Source organism: Gemmatimonadota bacterium, assembly GCA_041390125.1.
Taxonomy (GTDB): domain Bacteria; phylum Gemmatimonadota; class Gemmatimonadetes; order Longimicrobiales; family Gaopeijiaceae; genus JAGQIF01.
In genome coordinates this window covers 22,851-46,942 of sequence record JAWKQN010000011.1, presented here as the reverse complement: position 1 = coordinate 46,942, position 24,092 = coordinate 22,851, and the positions used below count along the sequence as shown (strand labels likewise).

At 71.8% G+C, this 24,092-nt stretch carries 18 protein-coding genes and 1 tRNA gene; 8 read left to right on the top strand and 11 right to left on the bottom strand.

Going from position 1 to position 24,092, the window contains the following annotated elements; translation table 11 throughout:
• Window positions 1-598: 598 nt before the first annotated feature.
• The gene (locus tag R3E98_13055) at window positions 599-1,480 is read right to left on the bottom strand and encodes a hypothetical protein (GenBank protein ID MEZ4424333.1); all 882 of its coding nucleotides are present in this window, start codon (window positions 1,478-1,480) and stop codon (window positions 599-601) included.
• 423 nt (window positions 1,481-1,903) lie between these two features.
• On the bottom strand, window positions 1,904-3,523 hold the full coding sequence (locus tag R3E98_13050; GenBank protein MEZ4424332.1) for an alkaline phosphatase family protein: 1,620 nt from the start codon (window positions 3,521-3,523) through the stop codon (window positions 1,904-1,906).
• A 193-nt stretch (window positions 3,524-3,716) separates the two neighbouring features.
• On the opposite strand from R3E98_13050, the gene R3E98_13045 reads away from it, so the two are divergent.
• Complete coding sequence (locus R3E98_13045; protein MEZ4424331.1) at window positions 3,717-4,331, top strand: thymidine kinase; 615 nt, start codon at window positions 3,717-3,719, stop codon at window positions 4,329-4,331.
• A gap of 137 nt (window positions 4,332-4,468) precedes the next feature.
• Window positions 4,469-4,542, top strand: a tRNA-Asn gene (locus tag R3E98_13040).
• 141 nt (window positions 4,543-4,683) lie between these two features.
• Here R3E98_13040 and R3E98_13035 read toward each other — a convergent pair.
• Window positions 4,684-6,045, bottom strand: coding sequence for an erythromycin esterase family protein (locus R3E98_13035; protein MEZ4424330.1), 1,362 nt, complete (start codon window positions 6,043-6,045; stop codon window positions 4,684-4,686).
• A gap of 195 nt (window positions 6,046-6,240) precedes the next feature.
• Between R3E98_13035 and R3E98_13030 the strand changes: the two genes are divergently transcribed.
• From R3E98_13030 to R3E98_13020, 3 genes are all read left to right on the top strand, one after another.
• A complete protein-coding gene (locus R3E98_13030) occupies window positions 6,241-7,305 on the top strand; it encodes a fumarylacetoacetate hydrolase family protein (protein ID MEZ4424329.1) in 1,065 nt (354 codons plus the stop codon).
• A gap of 64 nt (window positions 7,306-7,369) precedes the next feature.
• Entirely contained in the window at window positions 7,370-7,924 is a 555-nt protein-coding gene (locus R3E98_13025) for a redoxin family protein (GenBank protein MEZ4424328.1), read from the top strand.
• A 196-nt stretch (window positions 7,925-8,120) separates the two neighbouring features.
• Window positions 8,121-9,380 (top strand): DUF4105 domain-containing protein, encoded by a 1,260-nt coding sequence (locus R3E98_13020; protein MEZ4424327.1) that lies wholly within the window; start codon window positions 8,121-8,123, stop codon window positions 9,378-9,380.
• Here R3E98_13020 and R3E98_13015 read toward each other — a convergent pair.
• The 8 genes from R3E98_13015 to R3E98_12980 form a co-directional block, all read right to left on the bottom strand.
• Window positions 9,361-10,491, bottom strand: a complete 1,131-nt coding sequence (locus R3E98_13015) for an ABC transporter permease (protein ID MEZ4424326.1) — start codon at window positions 10,489-10,491, stop codon at window positions 9,361-9,363. The two genes, R3E98_13020 and R3E98_13015, sit on opposite strands and share 20 nt — an antisense overlap.
• Window positions 10,488-11,591: an ABC transporter permease gene (locus R3E98_13010; protein MEZ4424325.1), complete on the bottom strand. Its 1,104-nt coding sequence runs from the start codon at window positions 11,589-11,591 to the stop codon at window positions 10,488-10,490. Before R3E98_13010 ends, R3E98_13015 begins: the two co-directional genes overlap by 4 nt.
• A gap of 2 nt (window positions 11,592-11,593) precedes the next feature.
• The gene (locus R3E98_13005) at window positions 11,594-12,598 is read right to left on the bottom strand and encodes an ABC transporter ATP-binding protein (GenBank protein MEZ4424324.1); all 1,005 of its coding nucleotides are present in this window, start codon (window positions 12,596-12,598) and stop codon (window positions 11,594-11,596) included.
• Window positions 12,595-13,530 (bottom strand): ABC transporter ATP-binding protein, encoded by a 936-nt coding sequence (locus R3E98_13000; GenBank protein ID MEZ4424323.1) that lies wholly within the window; start codon window positions 13,528-13,530, stop codon window positions 12,595-12,597. Before R3E98_13000 ends, R3E98_13005 begins: the two co-directional genes overlap by 4 nt.
• A complete protein-coding gene (locus R3E98_12995) occupies window positions 13,527-14,525 on the bottom strand; it encodes an efflux RND transporter periplasmic adaptor subunit (protein ID MEZ4424322.1) in 999 nt (332 codons plus the stop codon). Before R3E98_12995 ends, R3E98_13000 begins: the two co-directional genes overlap by 4 nt.
• Window positions 14,522-15,841 carry a TolC family protein gene (locus tag R3E98_12990; protein MEZ4424321.1) on the bottom strand — a complete coding sequence of 440 codons (1,320 nt, stop codon included), beginning with the start codon at window positions 15,839-15,841 and terminating at the stop codon, window positions 14,522-14,524. The genes R3E98_12995 and R3E98_12990 overlap by 4 nt, the downstream gene beginning before the upstream one ends.
• Window positions 15,838-16,560, bottom strand: a complete 723-nt coding sequence (locus tag R3E98_12985) for a TetR/AcrR family transcriptional regulator (GenBank protein MEZ4424320.1) — start codon at window positions 16,558-16,560, stop codon at window positions 15,838-15,840. The genes R3E98_12990 and R3E98_12985 overlap by 4 nt, the downstream gene beginning before the upstream one ends.
• Before the next feature lie 228 nt (window positions 16,561-16,788).
• Window positions 16,789-17,409: a hypothetical protein gene (locus R3E98_12980; GenBank protein MEZ4424319.1), complete on the bottom strand. Its 621-nt coding sequence runs from the start codon at window positions 17,407-17,409 to the stop codon at window positions 16,789-16,791.
• A gap of 179 nt (window positions 17,410-17,588) precedes the next feature.
• Here R3E98_12980 and R3E98_12975 point away from each other — a divergent pair, with 179 nt between their 5' ends.
• The 3 genes from R3E98_12975 (at window position 17,589) to R3E98_12965 (ending at window position 24,021) form a co-directional block, all read left to right on the top strand.
• On the top strand, window positions 17,589-19,538 hold the full coding sequence (locus tag R3E98_12975) for a serine hydrolase domain-containing protein (GenBank protein MEZ4424318.1): 1,950 nt from the start codon (window positions 17,589-17,591) through the stop codon (window positions 19,536-19,538).
• 208 nt (window positions 19,539-19,746) lie between these two features.
• Entirely contained in the window at window positions 19,747-20,901 is a 1,155-nt protein-coding gene (locus R3E98_12970; protein MEZ4424317.1) for a hypothetical protein, read from the top strand.
• A gap of 99 nt (window positions 20,902-21,000) precedes the next feature.
• Entirely contained in the window at window positions 21,001-24,021 is a 3,021-nt protein-coding gene (locus tag R3E98_12965) for an AAA family ATPase (GenBank protein ID MEZ4424316.1), read from the top strand.
• Window positions 24,022-24,092 lie beyond the last annotated feature (71 nt).

Genomic DNA, 24,092 nt, shown 5'->3' with positions numbered 1-24,092 from the left:
CCGGCCCTGGGCCGCCGACAGCAGGTGATGGCCGATCAGCACGAGCCGCCCTCGCGTGAGGGGAGGCTGGCCCGGACCCCTGCCACCCGGCAATCCGTTCCGATCCGGGAACCGGAACGGAGCCACCTGGACGTCGAGCCGGTGCGCGGGGAGCCCGAAGTGGATGAAGAGGGCAGCGCGGACGCGGTCCGGGAGGGAAGCCGCCGATCGGCCTGGCGCGGCGACAAGCCGCACCTCCACGCCATCGGAGCTGGACCGGATCTCACTTTCGACCACCCCTCCAAGGCGCCGGATCGCCATCTGGGCGTGCTCGAGCGACCAGGGCCCGAGCTCACACGACGGGATCGCGCTCAAGGTTCAGCGCTGCGCCGCACGGCTCCTCGCCCGGGTCCGCGCACGCAGGCGGGGATGGGCAGGGCTCGGTCCCGGCGACCCTCTCTCAATGGATGGACAGCACCCGGGGTCAAAAAGTCACCCGGGCGCGGTCCCTTGAAAGGGATGCGCACGTGATCGAGCATGCGGCTGGGGGGTTAGCCGTCAGATGTTTCGATAACGCGGCCCAGGTTAGATCTGGGCCAAGTCGATGTCAACCAGGGGATTACCCCCAGACCTCGAACGGATCGGCGGCGTCCGGTGGCGTCAGCGGTCCCCCGGGACGGGAGGGCAGCTTCTCGACGCCTTCGAGGAATGCGCGTACCCGGCGGTCCGTCGCCTGCAGGGTGGCCAGGATCACCGCCCGCTCCGGGCTGTCCTGGACGGACCCCGCGCCGGTGAGCACGAGGATCTTCCGGTCGAACAGGGCGTTCACGGCCACCAGCACGAAGTCCCGGTCGAAGGCCTCCACGACCTTGACGCCTTCGAGACTGAGGGCGAGCGACTCGGCCTCCTCCGGCGAGACCGAGCTGCTCAGGATCTGTTCGAGCGCGCGCAGGGTCGCGTTGGCGAACCCTTCGATCCGGCTCCGCGGCACGTCGGCCCCGGCGGCCTCACCGACATAACGGCGGTCGAGCCACTCCAGGGCCACGCGCATGCGCAGGCGCTGGGAGCGGAGGCTCTCGACCGAATGGCCCACGAAGAGGATCCGCTTCTCCAGCCCCTCCTCGTCGGGGAGCGCGGGCGCGGCCGGCTGCGGGCGGAGCGCTTCGGTCTCCCGCAGGGGTGGCCGAGCCGGCTCCGGGAAACCCCGCTCGCGCCGCACGGCAGGCTCGCCGGGCACGACCTTGATCTCCCTGCGTGTGGTCTGGGCCACCGAGATCTTCCGGTGGTCGATGCTGAGGCCGAACTGCGCCTGCAACGCCGACTCGACGTTGCGCACGGTCTGCTTCGGCTGGATCTCGTCCGTGGTGAGGAGATGCACCTCCTCGACCGGCCCACCGGGACGCGCGACGACACGGGCAGACAGCACCCCGTTCAGCGTCTCCAGCAGGGACTCGGCTCTCCGGAACCAACCCGGGTCGTTCGTCGCGGTGCTTCGCTGCATGTCCGACACGCGCGTTTCCGGCGGAAGATCATCGGGCCCGCCCCCGATGACGCCTAGCAGGAACGTATCCTCCGGCGGTCCCGCGCTGGGACCCTCCCGCCGAAGCCGACACGTCCCGCTGCACCATCGATCACGATGAGCGGGGAGGGGAAAAGGGGGGTATTCATGCGACTCGTGGTGACGTGCTGTCAAGGTCGAGTGCGCACGATTCGCGTACGCGCGCCGACCGGAACCACGAGCGGATCGGGGCACACGGCACGCCCCGAACGGCCCCTGGAGCGTGGCGTGCGCGCTACGCACGTCCTAAGCGTAGTGCGCGGTGTGCGTTAGGAGTGCGTGTCGCACACCTGCCCCGCAGCCTTGACGCAGAGGAGCGACGGGCGCGGCTGTTGCGCCCGGGCAACTTCGCACGGGCGATCGTCGCTAGCGCGACACGGGCAACGGGCGGCCGTCCAGATCTGCGGGAGTGGGGATGCCGGCGAGCGCAGCCAGCGTCGGGGCGAAATCGACCGTGCGCGCCGGCTCGTCCGACGAGCCGGCCCTGACGCCGGCGCCGAGGAAGACCAACGGGACGCTCCGGTCGTAGAGGTACGGGGACCCGTGGGTGGTCCCACGCAGGTCCGTGGTCCACAGCCAGTGCTCGGTCAGCAGGACCTCCAGGCCTTCGGCGGCCAACGGACCCGTGGCGCGACCCGGAAACCAGGAATTCTCCCACAGGCGCTGGAACGTATCGGCCGCCTGCTCGGTGTCCGCCACGTACCCGAGGATCGGAGCGGACACGATGAACGGCAGACGCGGCAGCGCGGCCGAGAGGTCGCGCACGCGCTGCGCACCCGTGGGGGTCGAGACGCTGTCCAGGATCTTCCGGACCTCGTCGAGCTGGGCGCGGTTCAGCCGGCCCGCGTCCACGCCGAGTGACGCGAGGTACTCGGGTACGTCCACGACGCCATGGTCCGCGGACAACCCGAGGACCCAGTGCTCCGGACCCACCGTGCGGTCGAGGAACGCCAGGAAGTCGCCGAGCTCCTGGTCCAGCCGGAGCAGGTTGTCGAGTTGCTCGCGACTCAGCGGGCCGTAGTCATGGCCCACCGCGTCCGTCTGCGACAGCGACACGGACAGGTAGTCGGGAACCGAGTCCTGCCCCAACGCCAACTCCGTGAGTGCGGCACGAGCCAACGCCAACGTGGCCGCGTCGATCACGGGCGTCTCGGCGATCCAGAGATTGAACCCGCGCGTATCCTGTCGCCGCGACTCGTCCGTGAAGCGGTGGGGGAAGTAGCTGTGCACCCCATCGCCTTCGTATGCGGCCGTGTCCCCTCGCGGCGTGGCGAACCGCTTCTCCGGCCACTTCTGCTCCCACACCGAATCCGCATAGAAGACCGGCAGTGTGTCGCGGTTGAATCGATCCAACCATTCGGGATAGGCGTCGGTGTAGAACGCCGACGTGACGAAGCGGCCACTTCCGGGCGACAGCCAGTACACCTCCCCGCGCTGCCGGGCCGCCATGGTGATCGCAGCCCGGTCCTTGCGCGAGACCGACGCCACCCTGGCTTCCGGTCGGTGCGCGCGCATCCAATCCGCAAGGCCGTCCCGCTCAAGGTTCGCAGGCGAGCGGCCTTCGAGGTCGGGCTCACCCAGCACGGGGCTCGACGGATCCTCCACGGCGTAGACCGCGGTCCAGGTGCCGTCGCGCTCCTCGTACCACGTGTTGGACACGATGCCGTGCTTCGAAGGCACGACACCCGTCGACAGCGTGGCGTGGCCGGCCGCGGTCTCGGTGACGGCATGGTCCTGGGTCGCGTTGGTGTAGCGGAAGCCCTGGTCGGCCAGGCGGCGGAAGCCGCCCGTGAACAGGGTGTCGTAGCGCGTGAGCAGGTCCGCGCGGAGCTGATCCACGACCAGGGCCACGACCAGCCGGACGTCGGGATCGGGTGCGGGGGCGGGAGTGGCCGCACAACCGGCGCCGCCCAGCAGGGCGAGCAGGGAGGCCACGCGCAGCGCAGCGGGCGCGAGGTGGTGGCGGGGGCCCCTCGGAGTCGACATACGATGTGGGTGGCTGACGAGGACGTGGGGCACGGCGCCCGCAGGGGAGCCCGCCCTGTGGAACGTGCTGTCCCGGCCGCGACGGGCCAACCGGGAGAAGGTGACGGATCGGCTTCGATCCGGCTACGGGCGCGGGACGGGCCGGCGGGAACCGGCCTACCGGGGCCGGGGCCCCCGCCCTACCGTAGTAGCCATGTACCTGGGCAATCAGGACGGATGGATCGAGGTGGTCGCCGGCGTGATGTTCTCCGGAAAGTCGGAGGAGTTGCTCCGGCGGGTCCGGCGGGCGTTGATCGCCGGCCGGACCGTGCAGGTATTCAAGTCCCACCTGGACGATCGCTACGGCGGCATCCAGCGGATCTCTTCACACGATGGCCGCACCATCGAGGCCGAGCCCGTCTCCTCCTCGGCGCACATCGCCGAGCGGGTCCGGCCCGGGACCCGCGTGGTGGCCATCGACGAAGCCCAGTTCCTCGATCCGGGGATCATCCCGGTGGTCAACGCCCTGGCCGGACGGGGCATCCGCGTGATCGTGGCCGGGACCGACATGGACTTCCGGGGCGAGCCCTTCGGGCCGATGCCGCAGCTCCTGGCCGTGGCCGAGAAGATCGACAAGCTGCACGCCATCTGCGTGAAGTGCGGGGACGTGGCCACCCGGAATCAGCGCCTGATCGACGGCAAGCCGGCCCCGGCCGAGGGCCCGACCATCCAGGTGGGGGGACTCGAGAGCTACGAGGCACGGTGCCGGCGCTGCCACGAGGTACCGGCCACGGATCGCTCGCAGACGCGGTTGCCCATCGGAGCCTGAAGCATCCGGGATCATCCGCCGATGCTCCAATGGCACGCCCGCGCCAGGGAACGCCGGGCGGTCGGAGCTGGGGCCGGATTCCGTTGACCCCCCCGACCGGTGCGGATACCTTTGTTTCCCCTCTCCAGAGGGGTTCTTCCCGCGTAGCTCAGTTGGTTAGAGCACCTGACTGTTAATCAGGGTGTCGCTGGTTCGAGTCCAGCCGCGGGAGCTGCCGTCCGGATCCCGGATCGGTGCGCGATCCGAGAGCCCCGTCAGCTCGATGCTGACGGGGCTTCTTGCATCCCCCGGCGTCGTGCGGTGGCGGACCCGACCCGGCTCGGCGTGCTCGTCCGGACGGAGGGGGCGAGCGTCAGAAGGCGGTCGGCGGCCTCAACGGCAGCACGGCGGTCGGGCCGGTCGTGTCGAAGTGGATGAGGACGTCGAAGAGGGCCGGCACGTCCATGTCTCCCCAGTAGTTCCAGGGCCGGTTCGAATCGTAGCAGCACCCGATCAGACGGGTCTGGCGGGGGACGGCCAACCATCCGGCACCCGATTCGCCGGTGTCCACGTCGCGCAGATCCAGGACGTATCGTGGTGCCTCGGCCGTCTCCAGATGCGCTTCATACGACAGCGGCGCCACAGCATCGAGCCTCATGGGCTGACGGCCCAGGAACTCGATCCCGTTCTGCCAGACCGCCGTGAACTCGCCGGCCGCGTGCGTGAAGCCCACGACGACCATGTCGTCCCCGAAACGCCTCCTCAGGTAGTACCCCTGCTGGCCCAGCAGGTCGGCCACGTGGAAGTTGTGCGCCCAGACCACGATGCGCGCGTCGGCACCGAGATGGTCCGCCAACCAGATCGTGTTCTCCGCCATGGACTGGTCACGGAACTGGAGACCTTCGACCTCTTCGTGATACTGCACCGCCACGCGTAAGCTGTGCACGGCCCGCTGGTAGACCTCTGCGTCGGTGGCCGCTTCGTAGGTGGTCCGACCGTCCTCCAGGAGGGCGCCCACCGCGTCGAGTCGATTTCCGCACGCCACACGGTCCACCCGGTCCAACGTCTCGTAGCGTGCCGCGGGGAAGCGCCCATCGGGCCCGTTGGCGAAGTCCGACAGACAGGCGAGCAGCTCCGCAACCTGCTCGGCCCGATCCGGATCCACGGCTTCGAAGAACTCCCGTACGTTGTGCAGGGCCATACCCGGGTACTGCATGTCGACGCCGTAGAAGCCGATGTCGCCGCCCGACGCGTTGTGCGCCCGCATCCACTCGATCATCTCGAGCACCGATTCGGTGTTCCACGTCCAGAAGTAGAGGCCCGACAGCAGAGCGACGGGATCGCCCTCTCCCGTGCGCACGTAGTGGTCCAATCTCCAGGCCTCGGGCCACGTGGCCTCGATGGCGAATGCGTTGAAGCCGTGCTCTTCGACGAGGTAGCGCAGGATGCGCGCTTTCATCTCGAAGAAGTCCCGGGTGCCGTGGGTGTTCTCGCCGAGGGAGACGATGCGCGCGTCCCCGACGATGGCGTCGAGGAAACGGAGCTCCTCGGTGTCGAGCCCGATGTGGGTGCCTTCGAACGGGTGGCCGCGCGCATCCAGCCAGGCGGCGACCTCGGGGGCGATGGGGGGAAGCGCTGGAGGCGGTGTCGCGGGCGGCGTGACCGCCTCGTCACCGCAGGCGGTCACGGTGCAGACGAAAGCGAGAAGCCCGAGAAGGAGCCGCGCGGTTCTCATGCCGACCAAAGGGACCACGGTGCGCTCCTGTGGGGGCGGATGGCCTACCCTTGCATACGTCCAAGCCTCGGACCGGGGTCCGATGGCCCCATCGGGTCGGGTCACGATGGGCGCCGGACCCGGGCAGGTGCGCGCGACCGTGGCACCTCCCCATCTTGGGTCGTGCCACCGCTCCTTCCCGCCCCCCGGTCGCCCATGTCCGCTCGCATCCGAACCGTCCTCCTGCTGTGCCTGGCCGCCGTGCTGACCCCGGTCGGCGTACAGGCCCAGACCGCCCCCTACAAGCTCGGCATGTTCCGGCTGGACGGGCGGGCCTTCGTGGGAGTGGTGCTCGACGATGCCATGGTCGTGGACCTGTCCCGGGCGGACCCGTCCGCCCCGGCCACGCTGCGCGGGCTCATCGAGCAGTGGGACGCGGCGCGCGCCGGGCAGATCGCGGACCTCGCCGCCCAGGCGCGTCGCGATCCCCCGGCCTACGCCTTTCCGCTGGTCACGCTGACCACGCTGCCGCCGCTGGACGATCCCGACGTGCTGCTCATGGCCGCGCGCAACTACGAGGAGCACGCGCGCGAGATGGCCGCCGTGGGCCGCACCGGGGGCACCACCACCGTGGTGGATGAGAGCGTGCGCGTGGGCCTGCCGGCGGTGTGGACCCGGGACCCGGCAGACGACCGCCCCAACCCCTACCTCTTCCCCAAGCTCAAGACGGCCATCTCGGCCACAGGGGACGCCATCGTGCTGCCCACGGGCCGGCCCATGATCGACTACGAGTGCGAGCTGGTGGCGGTGATCGGCCGCACGGCCCGGCGGGTCTCCGTGGCGGACGCGCTCGACCACGTCTTCGGCTACATGGCCATGGTGGACGTGTCGGACCGTCAGGAGCGCGACGACGGCCGCTACGGCTCCGACTGGTTCATGGGCAAGAGCCACGACACCTTCGCGCCGAGCGGTCCGTTCGTGGTGCCAGCCGAGTTCGTGGGCGATCCGCAGGCGCTGGCCGTCCGCTACACGCTGAACGGCCAGGTCATGCAGGATGCCAGCACTGCGCTGATGGTGCACACCGTGCGCGACCTGGTCTCCTTCGCGTCCCACATCGTCACACTGGGACCGGGGGACCTGATCGGGACGGGCACGCCGGGGGGCGTGGGCGAGGGCCGCACCCCGCCGGTGTACCTGAAGCCCGGGGACACGAGCGTCTGCTCGATCGAGCGGGTCGGCACGCTCACCAATCCCGTGGTGGCGGCTCCGGAGGGACACTGATCCGCCCGCGGGAAGAGCCGCTCCGCGGTTCGGGGAGCCGCATCCGCCGCTCCGGGGGCACCGTGTGAGCGACTGGCCCTGGCCCGCGCCCCCCGACGACGGGGCCGCCGCCCACCTGGTGCCGGGGCTGGCCCTACCGGCGGTCGTGCTCCCCTCCACGAAGGGCGAGCCGGTCGCGTTGGCCACGCGCCCCGGGCGCACGCTCCTGGCCGTCTACCCCTGGACGGGTCGGCCCGGGATGGACAATCCACCCGGCTGGGACGACATCCCCGGCGCGCACGGCTCCACGCCCGAGCTGGAGGGCTTCCGCGACCTGCACCCCCGGTTCCGGGCGGTGGGGGTGACCGTCTACGGCGTGAGCGGCCAGAGCGCCGAGTGGCAGACCGAGCTGGCCACCCGTCTGGCGCTGCCCTTTCCCCTGCTGAGCGACGCCGCCGGCGAGCTCCGGGCAACGCTTTCCCTCCCGGCGTTCACGGTCCACGGCGTCACGTACCTCAGACGCCTGACGTTGCTGCTGGACGCCGGCAGGATCATCCGCTGCCTGTACCCGGTGCATCCGCCGGACATGCACGCCGCCGAGGTGCTGACGTGGCTGGAGGCGGGCCCGGGATCGCTGTGAGGAAGGGCGCCGAGGCCCCGCGAGGAAGGGCCGCGCCCAGCCAGCCCGGGACCGGCCCCCCGGTGTGCATCCAGCCCCGTCCGTGCTACTGTCGACGATCGTCCGCCGGGGCCCGGGGGGCGCATGGAACCCACCCGCATCGGCGTCGATCGCCGCGGGTCGACCCTCAGGCGCGGACCCGGTGTATAGGCGACGAATGGCTGCCCGAACCCTCCCCCTGGTCCTGGCGCTGTCGCTTCTGGCCGCCGGGCCCGTGGCGGCCCGGCAGACCGAGCCCTCCGCTCCGGTCGCGGACACGCTCGTGCGCCCCGAGCCCGGCTCCGAGCTGACCGTCTCGTTGCTGACGTTCGGGCCCGGCTCCGCGGTCTGGGAGCTCTTCGGCCACAACGCGCTCCGCATCCAGAACGCGCTCACGGGCCGCGACGATGTCTTCCACTGGGGCGTCTTCTCCTTCAACCAGGTGGACTTCATCCCGCGCTTCCTGAAGGGCGAGATGCTCTACTCGATGGGGCATCAGACCTTCCAGGGCATGGTGGCCGAATACCAGGCCCGCGACCGCTCGGTCTGGTCCCAGGAGCTGAACCTCACGCCGGCCGAGCGTCTGCAGCTGCTGCAGGCCATCCTGGTCAACCTGCAGAACCCCGAGTACCGCTACGACTACTTCGTGGACAACTGCTCCACGCGCGTGCGGGATCTGCTGGACCGCGTGACCGGGGGTCGCCTCAAGCCCGTGGCCACCGCGCTGGACGGGGAGACGTATCGCTTCCACACGCGCCGCCTGACGCGGCCGAGCCCGCTCATCTGGGCCGGCCTGGACCTGCTGCTGGGTCCCAGGGGAGACCGGCCCGTCACCGGGTGGGAGAGCGCGTTCGTGCCCATGGTGCTGCGCGACGAGGTGCGCCGCGTCGAGCTGCCCGGCGAGGAAGGACGGCCCGTACCTCTGGTGGCTTCCGAGACGGAGCTCTTCGTGGCAGGCCGGCCACCGACCGCCGAGGCGCCGGCCCGCTTCAACTGGCCGCTCCCGGCGGTGGGGATCGGCCTGGCCGTCCTGCTGGCCCTGGCCGGTCAGGGCGCGGGCGAAGGCATCCGCGCGGGCCGCACCGGCCTCGCGCTGCTGGGCGGGGTGTGGAGCCTGCTGGCCGGGGTGCTCGGCACCATCCTGGTCCTGGTCTGGTTCACGGACCACATCTGGATGTACTGGAACGAGAACGTGCTGCAGTTCACGCCCCTGTCGCTCCTGCTGGCCGTGCTGGTCCCGCTGGCGGCCGTGCGCGGCCGTCCCTCCCCGTGGGCCGCACGCATCGCGCTGGCCGCGCTGGTCTTCAGCCTGCTCGGTCTGATCGTCCAGGTGCTGCCCGGTGTCGATCAGGGCAATGGCGAGCTGATCGGCTTCGCGCTGCCGCTGCACGCCGGGCTGTTCCTCGCGCTGCGTTCGCTCAACCGATCAACGCCTTGAAGCGCGCCACGCCGACGCGCAGCGCCACCACCGCCATCAGCGCCAGGGCACCGAGCTCGAGCACGAGATCCGAGGGCCCGGCCCCCTTCAGGAAGATCGCCCGCACCACCCGGATGAAGTACAGCAACGGGTTGAAGGCGGCGATGCCCTGGAAGAAGTCCGGCATGCTGTCCACCGGGTAGAGGAAGCCGGACAGGATGATGGCGGGGAAGAGGGTGAGGAAGATCGTGAGGAAGGCCTCCTGCTGGGTCTTCGAGAACGTGGAGAGCAGCAGGCCGAGCGACAGGCCGGACAGGACGTAGAGCAACGCGCTCAGGATCAGCAGCAGGACGGATCCGCGGAACGGGATGCCGAACCAGAGCAGCGCCACCGTGGTGACGAGGGTCAGCTGCACCATGGCCACTCCCGCCACGGGCAACGTCTTGCCCAGCATGAGCTCCTGGGGCGACAGCGGAGAGACCAGCAGCTGGTCGAACGTGCCCACCTCGCGCTCGCGCGCGACGGACAGGCCCGTGAGCATCAGGGACATCAGGAACATGATGGTCCCGATCACGGCGGGAACGTTGTACACCCGACTGGCCAGCGCCGGATTGAACCAGGCCCGCGATTCCACCTGGAGCGGAGCGTCCACTCCGCCACCCCGCAGCGACGAGACCGCCTCCACGCCGAACTGGCGCAGCACCCGCCCGGCGTAGCCCTGCACCACGGTGGCGGTGTTGGAGCTGGTGCCGTCCACCAGCACCTGCACGGACGCACCCTGACCGCTTTCGAGGTCGGCCGTGAAGCCGGGCGGGATCACCACCGCCGTGACGACCCGACCCTCATCCAGGGCGTCCCGCACGTCCCCCGCCCGGTCGGTCCGTTCGGTGACCTGGAAGTATTCGGAGTTCACGAGCGCGTCCACGACCGCACGGGAGGTGGCCGTACGATCGTGGTCGGCCACGATCGTGCGGACGTGGCGCACGTCCGTGTTGACCGCGTAGCCGAACAGGATGAGCTGGATGATCGGGGACAGGAAGATGATCCGGCGGCTGCGCGGGTCGCGCAGGAGCTGACGCAGCTCCTTCCGGATCAGATGCTTCACGCGTGCAGGGCGGATGGGGATGCTCATGCCAGTCGCTTCTTGAACGAGCGCGTGGCCATGGTCAGCCCCAGCACCGCGAAGCCGACCATGAACAGCGCCTCGGGCCACAGCACGTCGATGCCCACCCCTTTCAGGAAGATCCCGCGCGTGACCGTGATGAAGTAGCGCGCGGGCACCAGGTAGGAGACGGCCTTGAGCACCAGGGGCATCCCGTCGATGTCGTACAGGAAGCCGGAGAGGAGCAGCGCTGGAAGCATGGTGCCCAGCAGCGCCGCCTGCAGCGCAGTGAGCTGGTTGCGGAGCGCGGCCGAGACGAAGATCCCGAAGCCCAGCGCGCCGGTCAGGAACACCACCGTGAGGACGGCGAGCAGCGCGACGCTGCCCCGGAGCGGCGCGTCGAAGAGCAGCACACCGCACACCACCGTGAAGGCCACGTCCAGCAGGCCGATCACCAGGTAGGGCAGCAGCTTGCCCAGGATCACCTCCAGCCGCTGTACCGGGGTGGCGATCAGCTGCTCCATGGTGCCGCGCTCCCATTCGCGCGCGATGGTCAGCGCCGTGAGCAGACCCGCGATCACGGACATGATCACCGCGACGAGCCCCGGCACGATCATGTTGCGGCTCTCGAGCGTCGGGTTGTACCAGACCCGCACCGCCGGCTCGATCCCGACCGCACCCACCCCGCTGCGCGCGCGTACGAACTCGGTCGCCAATGCCTCCGCGTAGGTGAGCGCGAGGGTCGCGGTGTTGGCGTCGCTGCCGTCCAGGAGGAGCTGGACCGACGCCTCGCCCCGCCCCAGGTCCCGCGCGAAGTCCGGGGGGATCTGCAGCACCGCGCGCACGTCTCCTCGGGTCAGGGCATCCTCGATCTCCCGGTCGGACGCCATCCGCGCAGCCACGTCGAAGAGGTCGCTGGCCTCGAACGACTCGAGGAGCTGTCGGCTCTCCTGGGAGCGGCTCCGGTCCAGCACGCCCAGCTGGATGTCCTCCACATCCAACTGGATGGCGTAGCCGAAGAAGATCAGCAGGAAGAGCGGTAGCCCGAACGCGAGCGCGAGCGAGCGCGTGTCGCGCCGGATCTGGATCCACTCCTTCCGGGCCACGGCCAGCAGCCGACGCGGCGACATGCTCACCCCGCCACCACGCCGCCGGCCTTGCGGACGGCGGCCACGAAGACGTCCTCGAGCGACGGCGGGATGCGCTCGATGCCGGTGAGGCCGAGCGCGGGATCGTCCAGCAGGGCCCGCGCGCGGGTCTCGGCATCGGCGTCGTCCCGCAGCAACACGTGCACAGCTCGCCCGTAGAGCGCCGCCTCCACCACGCGTTCGTCGGCGGTCAGGGCCTGCACGGTGCTGGCGGGGTCGTGTGCGGTCGCGCGGAACAACGGCTCGGTCATGGCGCGCCGGAGCGCGCGCGGTGTGTCCAGCGCGATCAAACGCCCTCGGTTCATGAGCGCCAGACGGTTGCAGTACTCGGCTTCCTCCATGTAGTGCGTGCTCACGATCACCGTCGTGCCCGCGGCGGCCAGCTCGGCGATCAGGTCCCAGAAGCGGCGGCGCGCCAGCGGATCGACCCCGGAGGTGGGCTCGTCCAGGAACAGGACCTGTGGCTCGTGCAGGACCGCGCAGCCCAGCGCCAGACGCTGCTTCCATCCGAGCGGCAGCTCGCCGGCGGGCTGACCGCCCGGGGGCACGAGCCCGGCCTGTTCGATCCAGGCACGCCGGTCGCGGAGACGCGCGCCGGCCACCCCATAGAGGCCGGCGAAGAGCTCGATGTTCTCCTCCACCGTGAGGTCGCCGTACAGCGAGAAGCGCTGCGACATGTAGCCGATGCGGTCGCGGATGCGCGCCCGCTCGTGCGTGATGTCCAGCCCGGCCACCCAGCCCTGCCCCTCGCTGGGCTCCACGAGCCCCGTCAGCATCTTGAGGGTCGTGGTCTTGCCGGCTCCGTTCGGCCCCAGGAAGCCGAACACCTCCCCCCGGCGCACGTCGAAGGTCACGGCATCCACGGCCGTGAAGTCCCCGAACCGGCGCGTAAGGGCTTGCACCCGCACGGCCGGATCCGTCGCGTCCGGGCGCGACACGCGGGCCGCGTCCTCCCGCGCACGCGCCGCCTCGGAAAGACGGGCGTTCACGCGCCGGCTCCCACGCGCTCGCTCTCCTCCACGAGCGCCACGAACACGTTCTCCAGGGTCGGCTCGTGGGTGGAGCGCTCGAGCACCCGGATCCCGTCGGCGGCCAGGAGGCCCTCCAGGTCCGGGTCGGTGGCGCCTGCGTCGAGCAGGACGTGCACCGCCTCGCCGAAGAGCGTGGCCGAGACCACACCGGGGGCCCCGCGCAGCACGTCACGGGCCTGCCGCGGTGCATCGGTCACGAGCGCGCGCACCGGCCCGCGCACACGGGTGCGCAACGCGTCCGGCGTGTCCAGCGCCAGGGTGCGGCCTTCCGCCAGGAGCGCGACCCGGTCGCAGCGCTCGGCCTCGTCCAGGTAGGCGGTGGACACGACGATCGTCACCCCTTCGGCGATCATCTCGTGCAGGATGAGCCAGAGGTCGCGGCGGGAGATGGGATCGACGCCGAACGTGGGTTCATCCAGGAGCAGCAGACGCGGGTGGTGCACCAGACAGCAGGAGAGCGCCAGCTTCTGCTTCATCCCGCCCGACAGCGCACCCGCGAGCCGGTCCTCGAACGGGCCCAATCCCGAGAAGCGGTGCAGGCGCGCGATCCGCTCCTGCTTGTCGCGTCGCGGGACGCCGTAGAGATCCGCGTAGAAGTCCAGGTTCTCGCGCACCGTGAGGTCCTCGTAGAGCCCGAAGCGCTGCGCCATGTATGCCAGGTGGGTCTTCACACCCTCGGGGTCGGAGACGACGCTGGTGCCGTCGATCCAGGCCTCCCCGCCGCTCGGCGGAAGTACGCCCGCGAGCATGCGCAGCAGCGTGGTCTTCCCGGCACCGTCGGGGCCCACGATCCCGAAGAGCTCGCCCGCCTGCACGTCGAAGGAGAGGGCATCGACCGCCACGTGTGTCCCGAAGCGCCGCGTCAGTGCCTCCACCCGCACCGCGCTCATGGCGTGTCCGCCGCCGCGCGCTCCAGGGTCACGTCTGCGGGCAGGCCCGCCTTGAGCGCATCCTCGCCGTCGCCCAGCACACGCACCTTGACCGCGTAGACGAGGTTGCTGCGCTCCTCGGTCGTCTGGACCGTGCGCGGCGTGAACTCCGCTTCGCTGGCGATGAACTCCACCTGCCCCTCGAAGACGCGGTCCGGCCAGCTGTCGGTGCGGATCTCCGCGGGCTGCCCCACCCGCACGGTCCCCACGCGGTCCTCCGGGACGTAGATGCGGACCCAGCGATCCCCGGGATCGCGCAGCGCCACGACCGGCAGCCCGGGTGTAGCCGACTCTCCGGGCTCGCGGTAGCGCACGCTGACCACCCCGTCGAAGGGCGCTTCAATGGTGGCGTGCGCGAGCACCGCGTCCGCTCGCGCCAATGTGGCCTCCGCCTGCGCGAGGGTCGCGCGCGCGGCGTCGATGTCCTCGCTGCGCGGCCCTTCCCGCACGAGCGCGAGGCGCTCACGCGCCTGCTCCAACCCGGCCGCACCCACCCGTTCCGCCGTGCGCGCCCGCTCCAGCGCCTGCGCGCTCACGGCCCCGCCTTCGTGCAGGCGCTCGGCCCGGGCGCGCTCACGCACGGCTTCGGTGTGTTGCTCCTCCGCGGCCTGCGCCACGGCCTCCGCCTGCCGGATCTCGGCCGAGCGCGACCCGCGCTCCAGGGCGCGCAGCCGCGCCCGCGCCGCTTCCACCCCGGCCTCTGCCAGGCGGCGTTGCGCGGCCAGCTCGGTGGTGTCGAGCTGCGCCAGGACCTGACCGGCGCGCACGGCGTCGCCTTCGCGCACGGATACCCGGGCGATGCGACCCGCAGCCTGGAACGCGAGCTGCGCCTCCGTGGCCTCCACGGTGCCCGACGCGACGATGGCGCCGTCGGCGACGCCGTCGCGCCGGAACCACCACACCGAGAAGGCTGCGATCAGGAGGACGGGGATGAGGATGCGGACGGGCGGCTTCATCGGGCTCCCTCGAGGTGTGCGTCCACCCACGCGCGGTCCAGACGACCGTCGGCACGGGCCAGGGCGATCCATTGCGTGAGCAGCGCAGCGCGTGCGCGCGCGAGGTCGGCGCGCACGCGAAAGAGCTGGGCCTCGGCAGCGAGCAGGTCGCGCTGCACGCCGGCGCCCTCCGCGAGGGCGAGCGCCTCCACGCGCGCGACCTCCGTGAACTGCGCCTCGGCGGACTCGAGGGCCGCCACGCGACCCTCGGCCTCGGCAACGCCACTCGCGATCCGGTCGCGCGCGGTGGCCAGGTCGAGCGCGAGGCGATCCGCGTCGGCGTGTGCCTGGCGCGCCTCCGCGCTGCGCTGCCGCACCTCCGCGAAGCGCGCTCCGCCGAGGAAGAGCGGCAGGGAGACCTGCAGGCCCGCCTGCCATTCGTTGGTGAAGCGCCGTCCGGTGGCGCCGTACTGATCCACGCTGGAGGCCAAGGCCACCCGCGGCAGGAAGGCGGCGCGGGCGCCGCGCGCCCGCGCGTCCGCGGCGTCGGCGCTGGCGCGCGCGGCGACCAGCTCCGGCGGCGCGCTGGCGGACGACGCGTCGCTGGAGAGCGTGGCTGCGCGCGGTGCCGTCAGACCGTCGGGAACGTCCCGGCCGGTCAGGCGCGTCAGGATGCTGCGGGCGGCCGCCAGCGCAGCGACGGCGGAGGCGTGGTCGGCCTCGGCCTGCGCCGCCTCGGCCTGGGCCCGCAGGAGCTCGACCTGCGGAGCGCTGCCCGCCTCCAGGAGGCGGCGGGCACGTGTGACCTCGGCCTCCAATGCGGTGCGGCGGCGATCGCTCGCCTCGAGCACGGCCTCGGCGGTCACGACGCCGAGCCATGCCTGCGCGGTGGCTTCGATCACCTGCGCTTCGGAAGAGGCCAGGCCGGCCGTGGCCGCCGCGCGGGCGGAGCGGGCCGCCGAGAGCCCGGCGGAGCGTCCCCCACCGTCGAAGAGGGTGTAGCCGAGCGCCACCTGGCTGCGCACCAGCGCGTCGTCGAAGGTCGGCGGCCGGGTGGGATCGAACCCGTGCAGAGGGGCAACGACCATCGGCTCCTCGAACCGGATCGCCGAGCCGGACGCCGTCAGCGAAGGCAGGAAGGCCGCGCGCGCGCCACCCACCCGCGCGGAGGCGGCATCCTCGGCCGCGCGCGCGCCTTCGACGGCCGGATGACGGGCCAGCGCGTCGCGGACCGCATCCGCGAGCGACCATTCCTGGGCCTGCAGGGGCGCCGGCCCCACCAGGAGGAGGATCGACCCCGCCGCCCGGAGGGCCGCGAGGCGAGGACGGAGGCTCATGACGGATCTCCCGCTTCCGGAGCCAGGCCCCGGCGGACGAAGGTGACCGCGTGCTCGACGACGCGCTCCGGGTCGTCCTGGAGGGCGAGGTCGAGCACGGGAGAGGTGAGGCGGCGGACGAGGCTCAGATAGACCGGCTGGGCCACCGCGGAGAGGGCCAGCAGCGCCGGATCGCCCGGCCGGATGGTGCCGTCCGTCTGACCCTGGCGGACCAACCCGGCCACGGTGCCGAAGACGGAGCGGATGATGTCCCGGGCGGGATCGGGTGGGACGCGGCCCGACGCGATCTCCTGGAGCATGAGGCCGGGCTGATCGGGGTTGGCGGCCAGATGCGCGAAGAAGGCCCGCACCACCCCGGTGACCCGCTCGAGTCCGCTGCCGGAAGCGGCGGCCGCGGCCAGGACCCGTTCGCGCAGCGGGCCCAGCACCGCCACCAGCACCTCCGCGTAGAGCTGCCGCTTGGACCCGAAGTAGTAGGTGACGGCCCCCAGGTTGGCGCCCGCCTCGGACGTGATGCGGCGGATGGAGGCGCCCGTGTAGCCCTCGGAGGCGAACGCCCGCCGCGCGTGTGCGATCAGCGCGGCCCGGGTGTCGGCGGTGGGCTGCGCCTCGGCGTCCTGGGGATCGGCGGCCTGCGCCTCGGTGCCCTGCGCCGCGGTGCCCTGCGCCGCGGTGCCCTGCGGATCGGCGATCCGGGGATCGGACATTGAATCATTCATACGTTCGTATGATACGGGACCCCTGGGGGGTGGTCAAGAAGGGAGGCCGACCGGCGGCCCGCCCGCGCCGCGCCGCGCCGCGCCAGGCGGCCAGCACCGCACCGTCCGCGCCGGTCGTTCGGGTCACCGGGCGGGCGTCGATCGGCTGACCGGGCGGGCGTCCATCCGCTGACCGGGCGCGCGTCGATCGGCTGACCGGGCGGGCCCGCACCCAGCCCCCGGGGCCGCTCAGCCCATGGCGAAGGTCCCGAGCGCCACCAGGAACGCATCCAGGGCGGGCGCCTCGATCACCCGCCAGCCGTCCGCTGCCCGGCGCAGCGTGACCACCTCCACGGACGACGCCGTGGAGCCGTTCGTGTACGGGGTGGTCCGGACCAGCACGTGCACCAGGTCCTCCCCCTCCCGCACCTCGCCCAGGGGCGCGTAGGTGTTGGTGGCCAGGACCCCGAGCAGCATGGGCACGTCTGCATGCAGCGACTCCACCAGGCGGGCGAAGAAGCGCTCGTCGGTCCAGCCCGCCGCCTCGGCCGCCTCCGCCCCTCCCAGCGCCCGCCGGGCGGTCCGGCCGGTCGGGTCGTGCTCGGCCATGGAGCGGATGTGCTCGCGGAAGACCGCCACCGTCTCCCCATCCACGGTGGTGGCCAGCGTCTCCCAGCGCAGGCGCTGAAGCGAGCCCAGGAAGACGGCCGCCACCGAGGCCGGATCCGATCGTTCCAGCCGCTGCGCGCAGAGCGGCGACGCCGTTCCGGCGAGCGTCAGGAGCGCCGCGCCGAGAAGCAGCGCCGTGAACCTTCGCGGCGGCGGCTTTCGTCGGAAGGGCAGGGCGAGGGGGTGCGCGGTGACGTCCATCGCAGGCCGCCAGAGGGCATGAGGGAACGCGGCGTCTTCTGCCGATGCCGTTTCTACCCCGGGCGCACCGGACGCGCTCCCGGCGCGGATGCAACGGATGCGCGACGCGCCTGGTGGTCCGCACCGTCCCGACCCGCGACATTGTCCGCTTCCCCACGCACGCAAGGACGCCGCCCGTGATGCCCATCCGTCGGCTCGCTTCCGCTTCGGTCCTGTTCCTGATCGCGGCCACGCGCTTCGCACCCGCCCTGACGGCGCAGGCTGTGACGTCGCCGCCCGACACCGCCGCCCTGCTCCAAGCCGCCTTCGACACCGTTCCGGCAGCCGACAGCCGTCCCGACTCCGTCCGCATCGCCACCTGGCTCGATGCCTGGTTGGAGGCGCGCATGGACGCCGACGACATCACGGGCGCCACCGTGGCGGTGGTGCGCGATGGCGCGCTGCTGTTCGCGAAGGGCTACGGATGGGCGGACGCGGAAGCGCACACGCCGGTGGTCGCGGACCGCACGCTCTTCCGGATCGGCTCCATCTCCAAGCTGTTCGTCTGGACGTCGGTGATGCAGCTCGTGGAGCAGGGCCGCGTGGAGCTGGACGCGGACGTCAACACGTACCTGGACACCGTGGAGGTACCCGCCGCGTTCGATCGCCCGATCACGCTCGCGGATCTGATGACGCACTCGGCGGGCTTCGAGGACCACGTCGTCGGCTTGTTCGCGAGCGACACCGCCGCGCTACGCCCGAGCGCCGACATCCTCACGGAGCAGATGCCGCAGCGTGTGCGCCCTCCGGGCGACGTCACGTCCTACTCGAATCACGGGACCGCCCTGGCCATGCAGGTGGTCGAGGATGTCTCCGGCATGCCATGGATGCAGTACATCGAACGCAACATCCTGCAACCGCTGCGGATGTCGCACACCACGTTCCGGCAACCGCTGCCGGCGGCCCTGGCGGACGACATGTCGGAAGGGTACGCGTCCGGGGGCGGCGAGGCCGAGGACTTCGAGCTCGTACCGCTCGGCGCGGTGGGCGCGGCCAGCGCCACCGCGACCGACATGGCGCGCTTCATGATCGCGCACCTGCAGTTGGGCGCGTACGACGGCGCCCGCATCCTGGAGGAGGAGACCGCGCGCGAGATGCAGAGCGAGCTCTTCCGCAATGCGCCCGGCGTCAACCCGTTCCTGCACGGATTTGCGGACCTGAGCACGCACGGTCTGCACATGCTCGGCCACGGCGGGGACACGTTCTGGTTCCATTCGCAGCTCTCCCTGCTGCCCGAGCACGACCTCGGCATCTTCGTCTCGTACAACACGGCCGGCTCCGGGCCGCAGGCGCTCGTATCCGACTTCGTGCGCTGGTACTTCGACGTCGAGGACGCCGGGCGGCTGACTCCACCCGCCGACTTCGGCGAGCGCGTCGGCCGCTTCACCGGTCGCTTCCGTGCGAATCGCTTCGCGCATGACGATCTCACCAAGGTCATGGCCGCCCTGGGGACCATGAAGGTCGAGCGCTCCGGGGACACCGCGCTCGCGATCGACCTGGGCGACGACAAGGTCTGGATCGAGACCGCGCCGCTCACGTTCCGCGCCGCCTGGAGCGACCGCACGCTCGCGTTCCGCGAGAACCAGGACGGACGGATCACCCACATGTTCGTGGGGGACGTGCCCTATGTGTCCTTCGAGCGCGTGCCGTGGAGCGAGAGTCCGGGTGTCCAGCTGCCGATCCTGGTCTTCGCGCTGGTGATGATGGCGCTCACGGTCGTCGCGTTGCCCGTGACGGCGTTCTATCGCTACCGCCACGGGTACGAGCCCGCGGATCCGGTCCCCGGGATCGGCCGCTTCTTCGGGTGGATGGCCTCGGCGCTGTTCCTGGTGTTCGCGGTGGGCTTGGCCGTGCTGGCGTCCGGCAACGCCATTCCCCTCGGTGAGGTGGGCGGGATCCGCCGCCTGCTCTGGCTGCCCGTGGGCGGCGTGGTCTTCGCCGGCTTCACCGTGGTGTTCGCGGTCATCGCCTGGGGCGGCGGCCGGGGCACGCGCGCGGCCCGGATCGCCTTCACGCTCCTGGCCCTGGCGCTCGTGCTCCACGTCTGGCAGCTCAACGTCTGGAACCTGCTGGGCTGGAACCTGGGCTGACCGGCTCGGGACGCCGCCTCGGGCGGTGGCGCGACGGTCGGGCTGAACGAGCGGGTGGCCTCCCGGGGCTCGCGCGGACCCTCCGGAGCGAGCCTGCGGCCCGGTCCTACGTCATCGGGGGCCTCTACGTACGTCGTCGTACGCGGACCGGGGCGGCCCCCGGGGTCGTATCGTGATAGGACCGACTCCCGAGCCGACCCGAGCCATCATGACGCCAGACCGCTCGCATCTCCTGGAGACCCGCCGCGTGGCCCGCACCGAGCTGCCGTCCGCCCAGACCATGCTGATCGTGCCCGCCGGGCGCGGCCTGGAGCGGCTGGTGACGGTCTCGGCGGACCGCCCGCGCCGCATCTGGCCGTTCGTCTCCAAGGTGCCCGACCGGACGCAGCCGTCCGACCCCGTCAACCTGGTCTTCCATGGCACGGACGCCCGCGGGGTGCGGGCGGCGCTCATGGGCCTGGACGGCGCTCGGGCTCCGGGAGCGCTGATGCCGGGGATCCCCGCGGACGCCTGCTGGCGGGACGCCATGGGTGCCGTCCAGATCGGCTTCTCCGAGGCGGCGGGGTGGACGGGGGGCGTGGTCCAGCTCGAGCTGGGAAGCTACGACGGGGTGCGGGTCCACGTGCGCCTGTTCGACCTGGGAGACTTCACGGTCGGGAACGCCCACCTGGACTTCCTGGTGCCCGGAACGGCCGAGCACGCCGTCCTGGCCTGGGACGCGGCCGCCGAGGTCGTCCGCTCGGAGCTCGTCCGGTCGGGCTGTCTGGCGGGTCCGGTCTCCGTCTCGGAGCGCATCACGCCCTCGCCCTACCGCGACATCCCGGGGCCCGTCCTCGCGGCCGCCCCCGCCGATCTGCGCGAATGGCTGGCGCTACCGGGCGCGGGAGACCGTCACCCCATCCGCTCCAGCGGACGGGCCCTGGTCTTCGAGCTGGCCCATGTGCCCCACCCCTCGCCCGGGATCTGGACGCGCGAGCTGGAGCTGCCGGTGGACTGCACGCTGCTCAAGCCGTTCTGCCGCTCCACGGACGACGAGTGGGTCTACCTCAACGGCACGCTGCGACTCAGTCACCGGGTCATCCAGGGCTCGGGGCGGTTCTCCACCAGCTTCACGGCGCAGGGCCTCCTGCGCGTGACGCCGGTGGACGGCACCCACAAGAACCCGGCCGGCGTACCCTACGCGGCCCGCGTTTCCGAGCGGTCGCTCGGCTTCATCGACGACGGAGGCCCGCGCGCCTCCCTGGTCCGGGAGCACTCGGAGTTCCTGGGGGACGGCGGGCCCGGCGAGGCCCGGCAAGCCACCGAGCGGCTGCTGATCGAACCCGGGCGCGAACCCGAGCACTGGGTCCGCCACGACTGTTGACCGGGAGGCCTCTCCGGGCGCACTAGTCGTAGCAGGCGGTCCTGTCGTCGGGAGCGGTCCCGGCCCGGGATCGTCCGTCCTCTCCCCACACCCGAGCGGATGCACTCCACCCTCCCGGACGAGCTCGCGCTCGTCGGTCGCAAGGAAGAGCTGGCGGGCCTGCGGCGGCGCCTCGAACGCGCCGCGCAGGCGGAGCCGCGCGCGGCCTTCATCCGCGGCGAGAGCGGCGTCGGGAAGTCCCGCCTCGTGCGCGCCGTGGCCGACGACGCCCGCCGGCGGGAGTGGACCGTGGCGGTGGGGCGCGCCTACCCGGTAGGGGCCGGCGTGCCCTACGGCATCTTCACGGACGCCCTCCAGCCGGTCATCGCGCAGCTCGAGCCGGGCGCCGTCTCGGTGCTCACGCGCGGCGGGGAAGGCGATCTGGGGCAGATCTTCCCGGCGCTGCGGGCGCGCGGCGACGGAGCGGAGCGGACGGGAGGTTCCCCCAGCGAGCTGAAGACCCGACTCTTCTGGAACTTCACCGAGCTGCTCAAGGGACTCGCGGGTCGGGCGCCGCTCCTGGTGGTCCTCGAGGATCTCCAGTGGGCCGACGAGCCGTCGCTGGAGCTCCTGCACTTCATCGTGCGCGAGACGCGCGCGTTTCCCGTGCAGATCCTGGGCACGTACAACGAGACGCACCGTGAGCGCGGCGATGCCCTCTCGGTGACCGAGCAGTCGCTGCTGCGTCTCGATCACCTGGACGTGCTGCGGCTGGAGCCGCTCGCGCCCAGCGATACGGCGGAGCTGATCACCGAGTCCTTCCGCGTCGACCCTTCGGTGACCCGTGAGTTCGCGGCGCTCGTGCACGGCTGGACCCGCGGCAATCCATTCTATCTGACCGAGACGCTCAAGTCGCTCGTGGAATCCGGCCGGCTCCACGACCGGGAAGGCACCTGGCTGGGCTGGGAGACCGATGCGCTCGACCTCCCGCAGTCCGTGCGCGACGCGGTGCTGGTCCGCATCGGACGCCTGTCGGAATCGGCTGCCGAGACCGCGCGGCTCGCGGCCGTGCTGGGGACGCGCACCCGGTACGAAGTGCTGCTCGTGGCATCCACGGTGGACGAGCACGATCTGCTGGCCGGCCTGGACGAGTTGCGCCGCCGCGGCGTGCTCTCCGAGGAGAGCGAGGGCGCCAGCCTCTTCTACACCTTCCAGCATCCCCTCGTGCGCGAGACGCTCTATGCGGAGCTGGGTCGGGCGCGCTCGCGCGTCTACCACGCGCGCATCGCGGAAGCGTTGGAGCGGCACCATGGCAAGGCGGCGCTGGAGCACGCGGAAGAGCTGGCCTTCCACTTCAGCCGTGCGGAGAGCCCGCGACTGGCGGACCGCGCGATCCGCTACCGTGCCGTCGCGGGTCGTCGTGCGCTCGGCCGCTTCGCCTGGTCGCCTGCCGCCGACCATCTGGGCGATGCGCTGGAGCGTCTCGCCCGTCTCGACGAGGCCGAACGGGTCGGCCTGATCCAGGAGCTGGGGCCACTGGAAGAGGACCTCGCCCACGCTTGTCAGGCCCTGGGCGACGGCGAGCGCGCCCTGGCGCTGCTGGAGTCCGCGCGCGCCCAGGCCCGTGCCAGCGGGGATGCCCGTCGGCTGCTGCGCGTCGCGCGGCGGCTCGGTCACCTGCACTTCTGGGCCGCCCGCTACGCGGAGGCGCTCGACGAGCTGGATGGCGCGTTGGACCTGTTGGGGGAGGCGGGGGCGTTACGCGAGCGTGCGTCCATCCGCCTGGTGCGCGGCATCTGCCTCGAGCAGGTGGGACGCGCGGACGACGCGGAGCGCGAGCTGTCCGCCGCGTTGGACACCGCCGCCGAGCTCGGCGACGCGGCCTTGCTGGCCAAGGTGCACCGCGCGTTGGCCCTCAACCACCTGTGGCGGGGCGCGACGGAGCGCGTGCGTGAGCATGGCGAGCAGGCGGTCGCCCTCGCGCGCGAAGCCGGCCGCGGGTCCGTGCTCTTCTGGAGCCACTGGCTGATGGCGGTGCTGGAGGGCCTGACGGGAAATGCCCAGGCCATGGCCCCCCGGATCGACGAAGCGATGGGCGTCGCCACGCGTCTGCGCTCGCCCCACCTCCGGCTGTGGGCTGCCGAGCTCTCCATCGAGCATGCCTCGGCCACGGGGGACTGGGAGCGGGGCATGGCGCTGGGGGAGCAGTCCGTGGTGCTGGCCCGCAGCCTCGACCAGCGCACGTTGCTGCCCCGGCTGCTCGTGTGGACCGCGCTGATCCATCTGGGACGAGGCGACCTCGAGCGCGCCCGCACCCTGGTGGACGAGGCATGGGAGGTGTCGGGCGCCGGAGGCGACCTCGAGGAATGTGACGTGAACACCGTGGTGCCCGCGCACACCGGTCGCGCCGCCTGCGCGCTGGCCGAAGGGGACTACGACACCGCGATCGCGTTCGGAGAGGCCGCCCTGCGCCTGACCGACCGCAGCGGCTACTTCGTGTGGGCGGTGCACCGCCTGCTGCCCATCATGGCGGAGGCGTGCCTGCTCAAGCGCGACCTGGACGGTGCCCTCCGCATCGCCACCCGGTTGAAGCGCGACTCGGAGCGGCTCTCCCACCGGCTGGGGCTCGCGTGGTCGGATGCCTGCACGGCGCTGGTCACCTGGTTGGGCGGAGACGCCGAGAACGGCGCCCGCGGGCTGCGTGACGCCGCCGCCCAGCTCGAGGCCATCCCGTTCGTGTGGGACGCGGCGCGGGTGCGCCGTCAGCTGGCGGGCCGCCTGGCCGACTTCGGCGATCGCGAGGGAGCGCTCCAGGAGCTCCGTGGCGTCCACGAGACCTTCGCGCGGTTGGGGGCCGAGCTGGAGCTGACCCGGACCCGGGAGATGTTCCGCGAGATCGACGCGCGCCCTCCGGCCCGCGGCGTGGTCGTGGGCGCCGGTGCGTCGGCGCTCACCAGCCGGGAGATCGAGATCGCCCGGCTGGTCGCGGACGGCAAGTCCAACAAGGCCATCGGGAAGGCGCTCGACATCGCTCCCCGCACCGTCTCGACGCACCTCAGCAACATCTACCGCAAGGTGGAGGTCGGCTCCCGCGCCGAGCTCACGGAGCTGGTGCGGACCAGCCAGCTCCCGGAAGGCTGACGCCGCGGGGGCGGACGACCGGCGGTCCCGCGCTCCCCCGGTTCGCCTGCTCCAACGAATCAGGGGGCGCC

Coding starts and splice junctions, on each gene's coding strand:
- R3E98_13045 (MEZ4424331.1), top strand. CDS start 3,717: ATGTACCTGGGCAATCAGGACGGATGGATCGAGGTGGTCGCCGGCGTG.
- R3E98_13055 (MEZ4424333.1), bottom strand. CDS start 1,480: ATGCAGCGAAGCACCGCGACGAACGACCCGGGTTGGTTCCGGAGAGCC.
- R3E98_12985 (MEZ4424320.1), bottom strand. CDS start 16,560: ATGAATGATTCAATGTCCGATCCCCGGATCGCCGATCCGCAGGGCACC.
- R3E98_12980 (MEZ4424319.1), bottom strand. CDS start 17,409: ATGGACGTCACCGCGCACCCCCTCGCCCTGCCCTTCCGACGAAAGCCG.
- R3E98_12965 (MEZ4424316.1), top strand. CDS start 21,001: ATGCACTCCACCCTCCCGGACGAGCTCGCGCTCGTCGGTCGCAAGGAA.
- R3E98_13035 (MEZ4424330.1), bottom strand. CDS start 6,045: ATGAGAACCGCGCGGCTCCTTCTCGGGCTTCTCGCTTTCGTCTGCACC.
- R3E98_13010 (MEZ4424325.1), bottom strand. CDS start 11,591: ATGTCGCCGCGTCGGCTGCTGGCCGTGGCCCGGAAGGAGTGGATCCAG.
- R3E98_13050 (MEZ4424332.1), bottom strand. CDS start 3,523: ATGTCGACTCCGAGGGGCCCCCGCCACCACCTCGCGCCCGCTGCGCTG.
- R3E98_12970 (MEZ4424317.1), top strand. CDS start 19,747: ATGACGCCAGACCGCTCGCATCTCCTGGAGACCCGCCGCGTGGCCCGC.
- R3E98_12995 (MEZ4424322.1), bottom strand. CDS start 14,525: ATGAAGCCGCCCGTCCGCATCCTCATCCCCGTCCTCCTGATCGCAGCC.
- R3E98_12990 (MEZ4424321.1), bottom strand. CDS start 15,841: ATGAGCCTCCGTCCTCGCCTCGCGGCCCTCCGGGCGGCGGGGTCGATC.
- R3E98_12975 (MEZ4424318.1), top strand. CDS start 17,589: ATGCCCATCCGTCGGCTCGCTTCCGCTTCGGTCCTGTTCCTGATCGCG.
- R3E98_13020 (MEZ4424327.1), top strand. CDS start 8,121: ATGGCTGCCCGAACCCTCCCCCTGGTCCTGGCGCTGTCGCTTCTGGCC.
- R3E98_13030 (MEZ4424329.1), top strand. CDS start 6,241: ATGTCCGCTCGCATCCGAACCGTCCTCCTGCTGTGCCTGGCCGCCGTG.
- R3E98_13015 (MEZ4424326.1), bottom strand. CDS start 10,491: ATGAGCATCCCCATCCGCCCTGCACGCGTGAAGCATCTGATCCGGAAG.
- R3E98_13000 (MEZ4424323.1), bottom strand. CDS start 13,530: ATGAGCGCGGTGCGGGTGGAGGCACTGACGCGGCGCTTCGGGACACAC.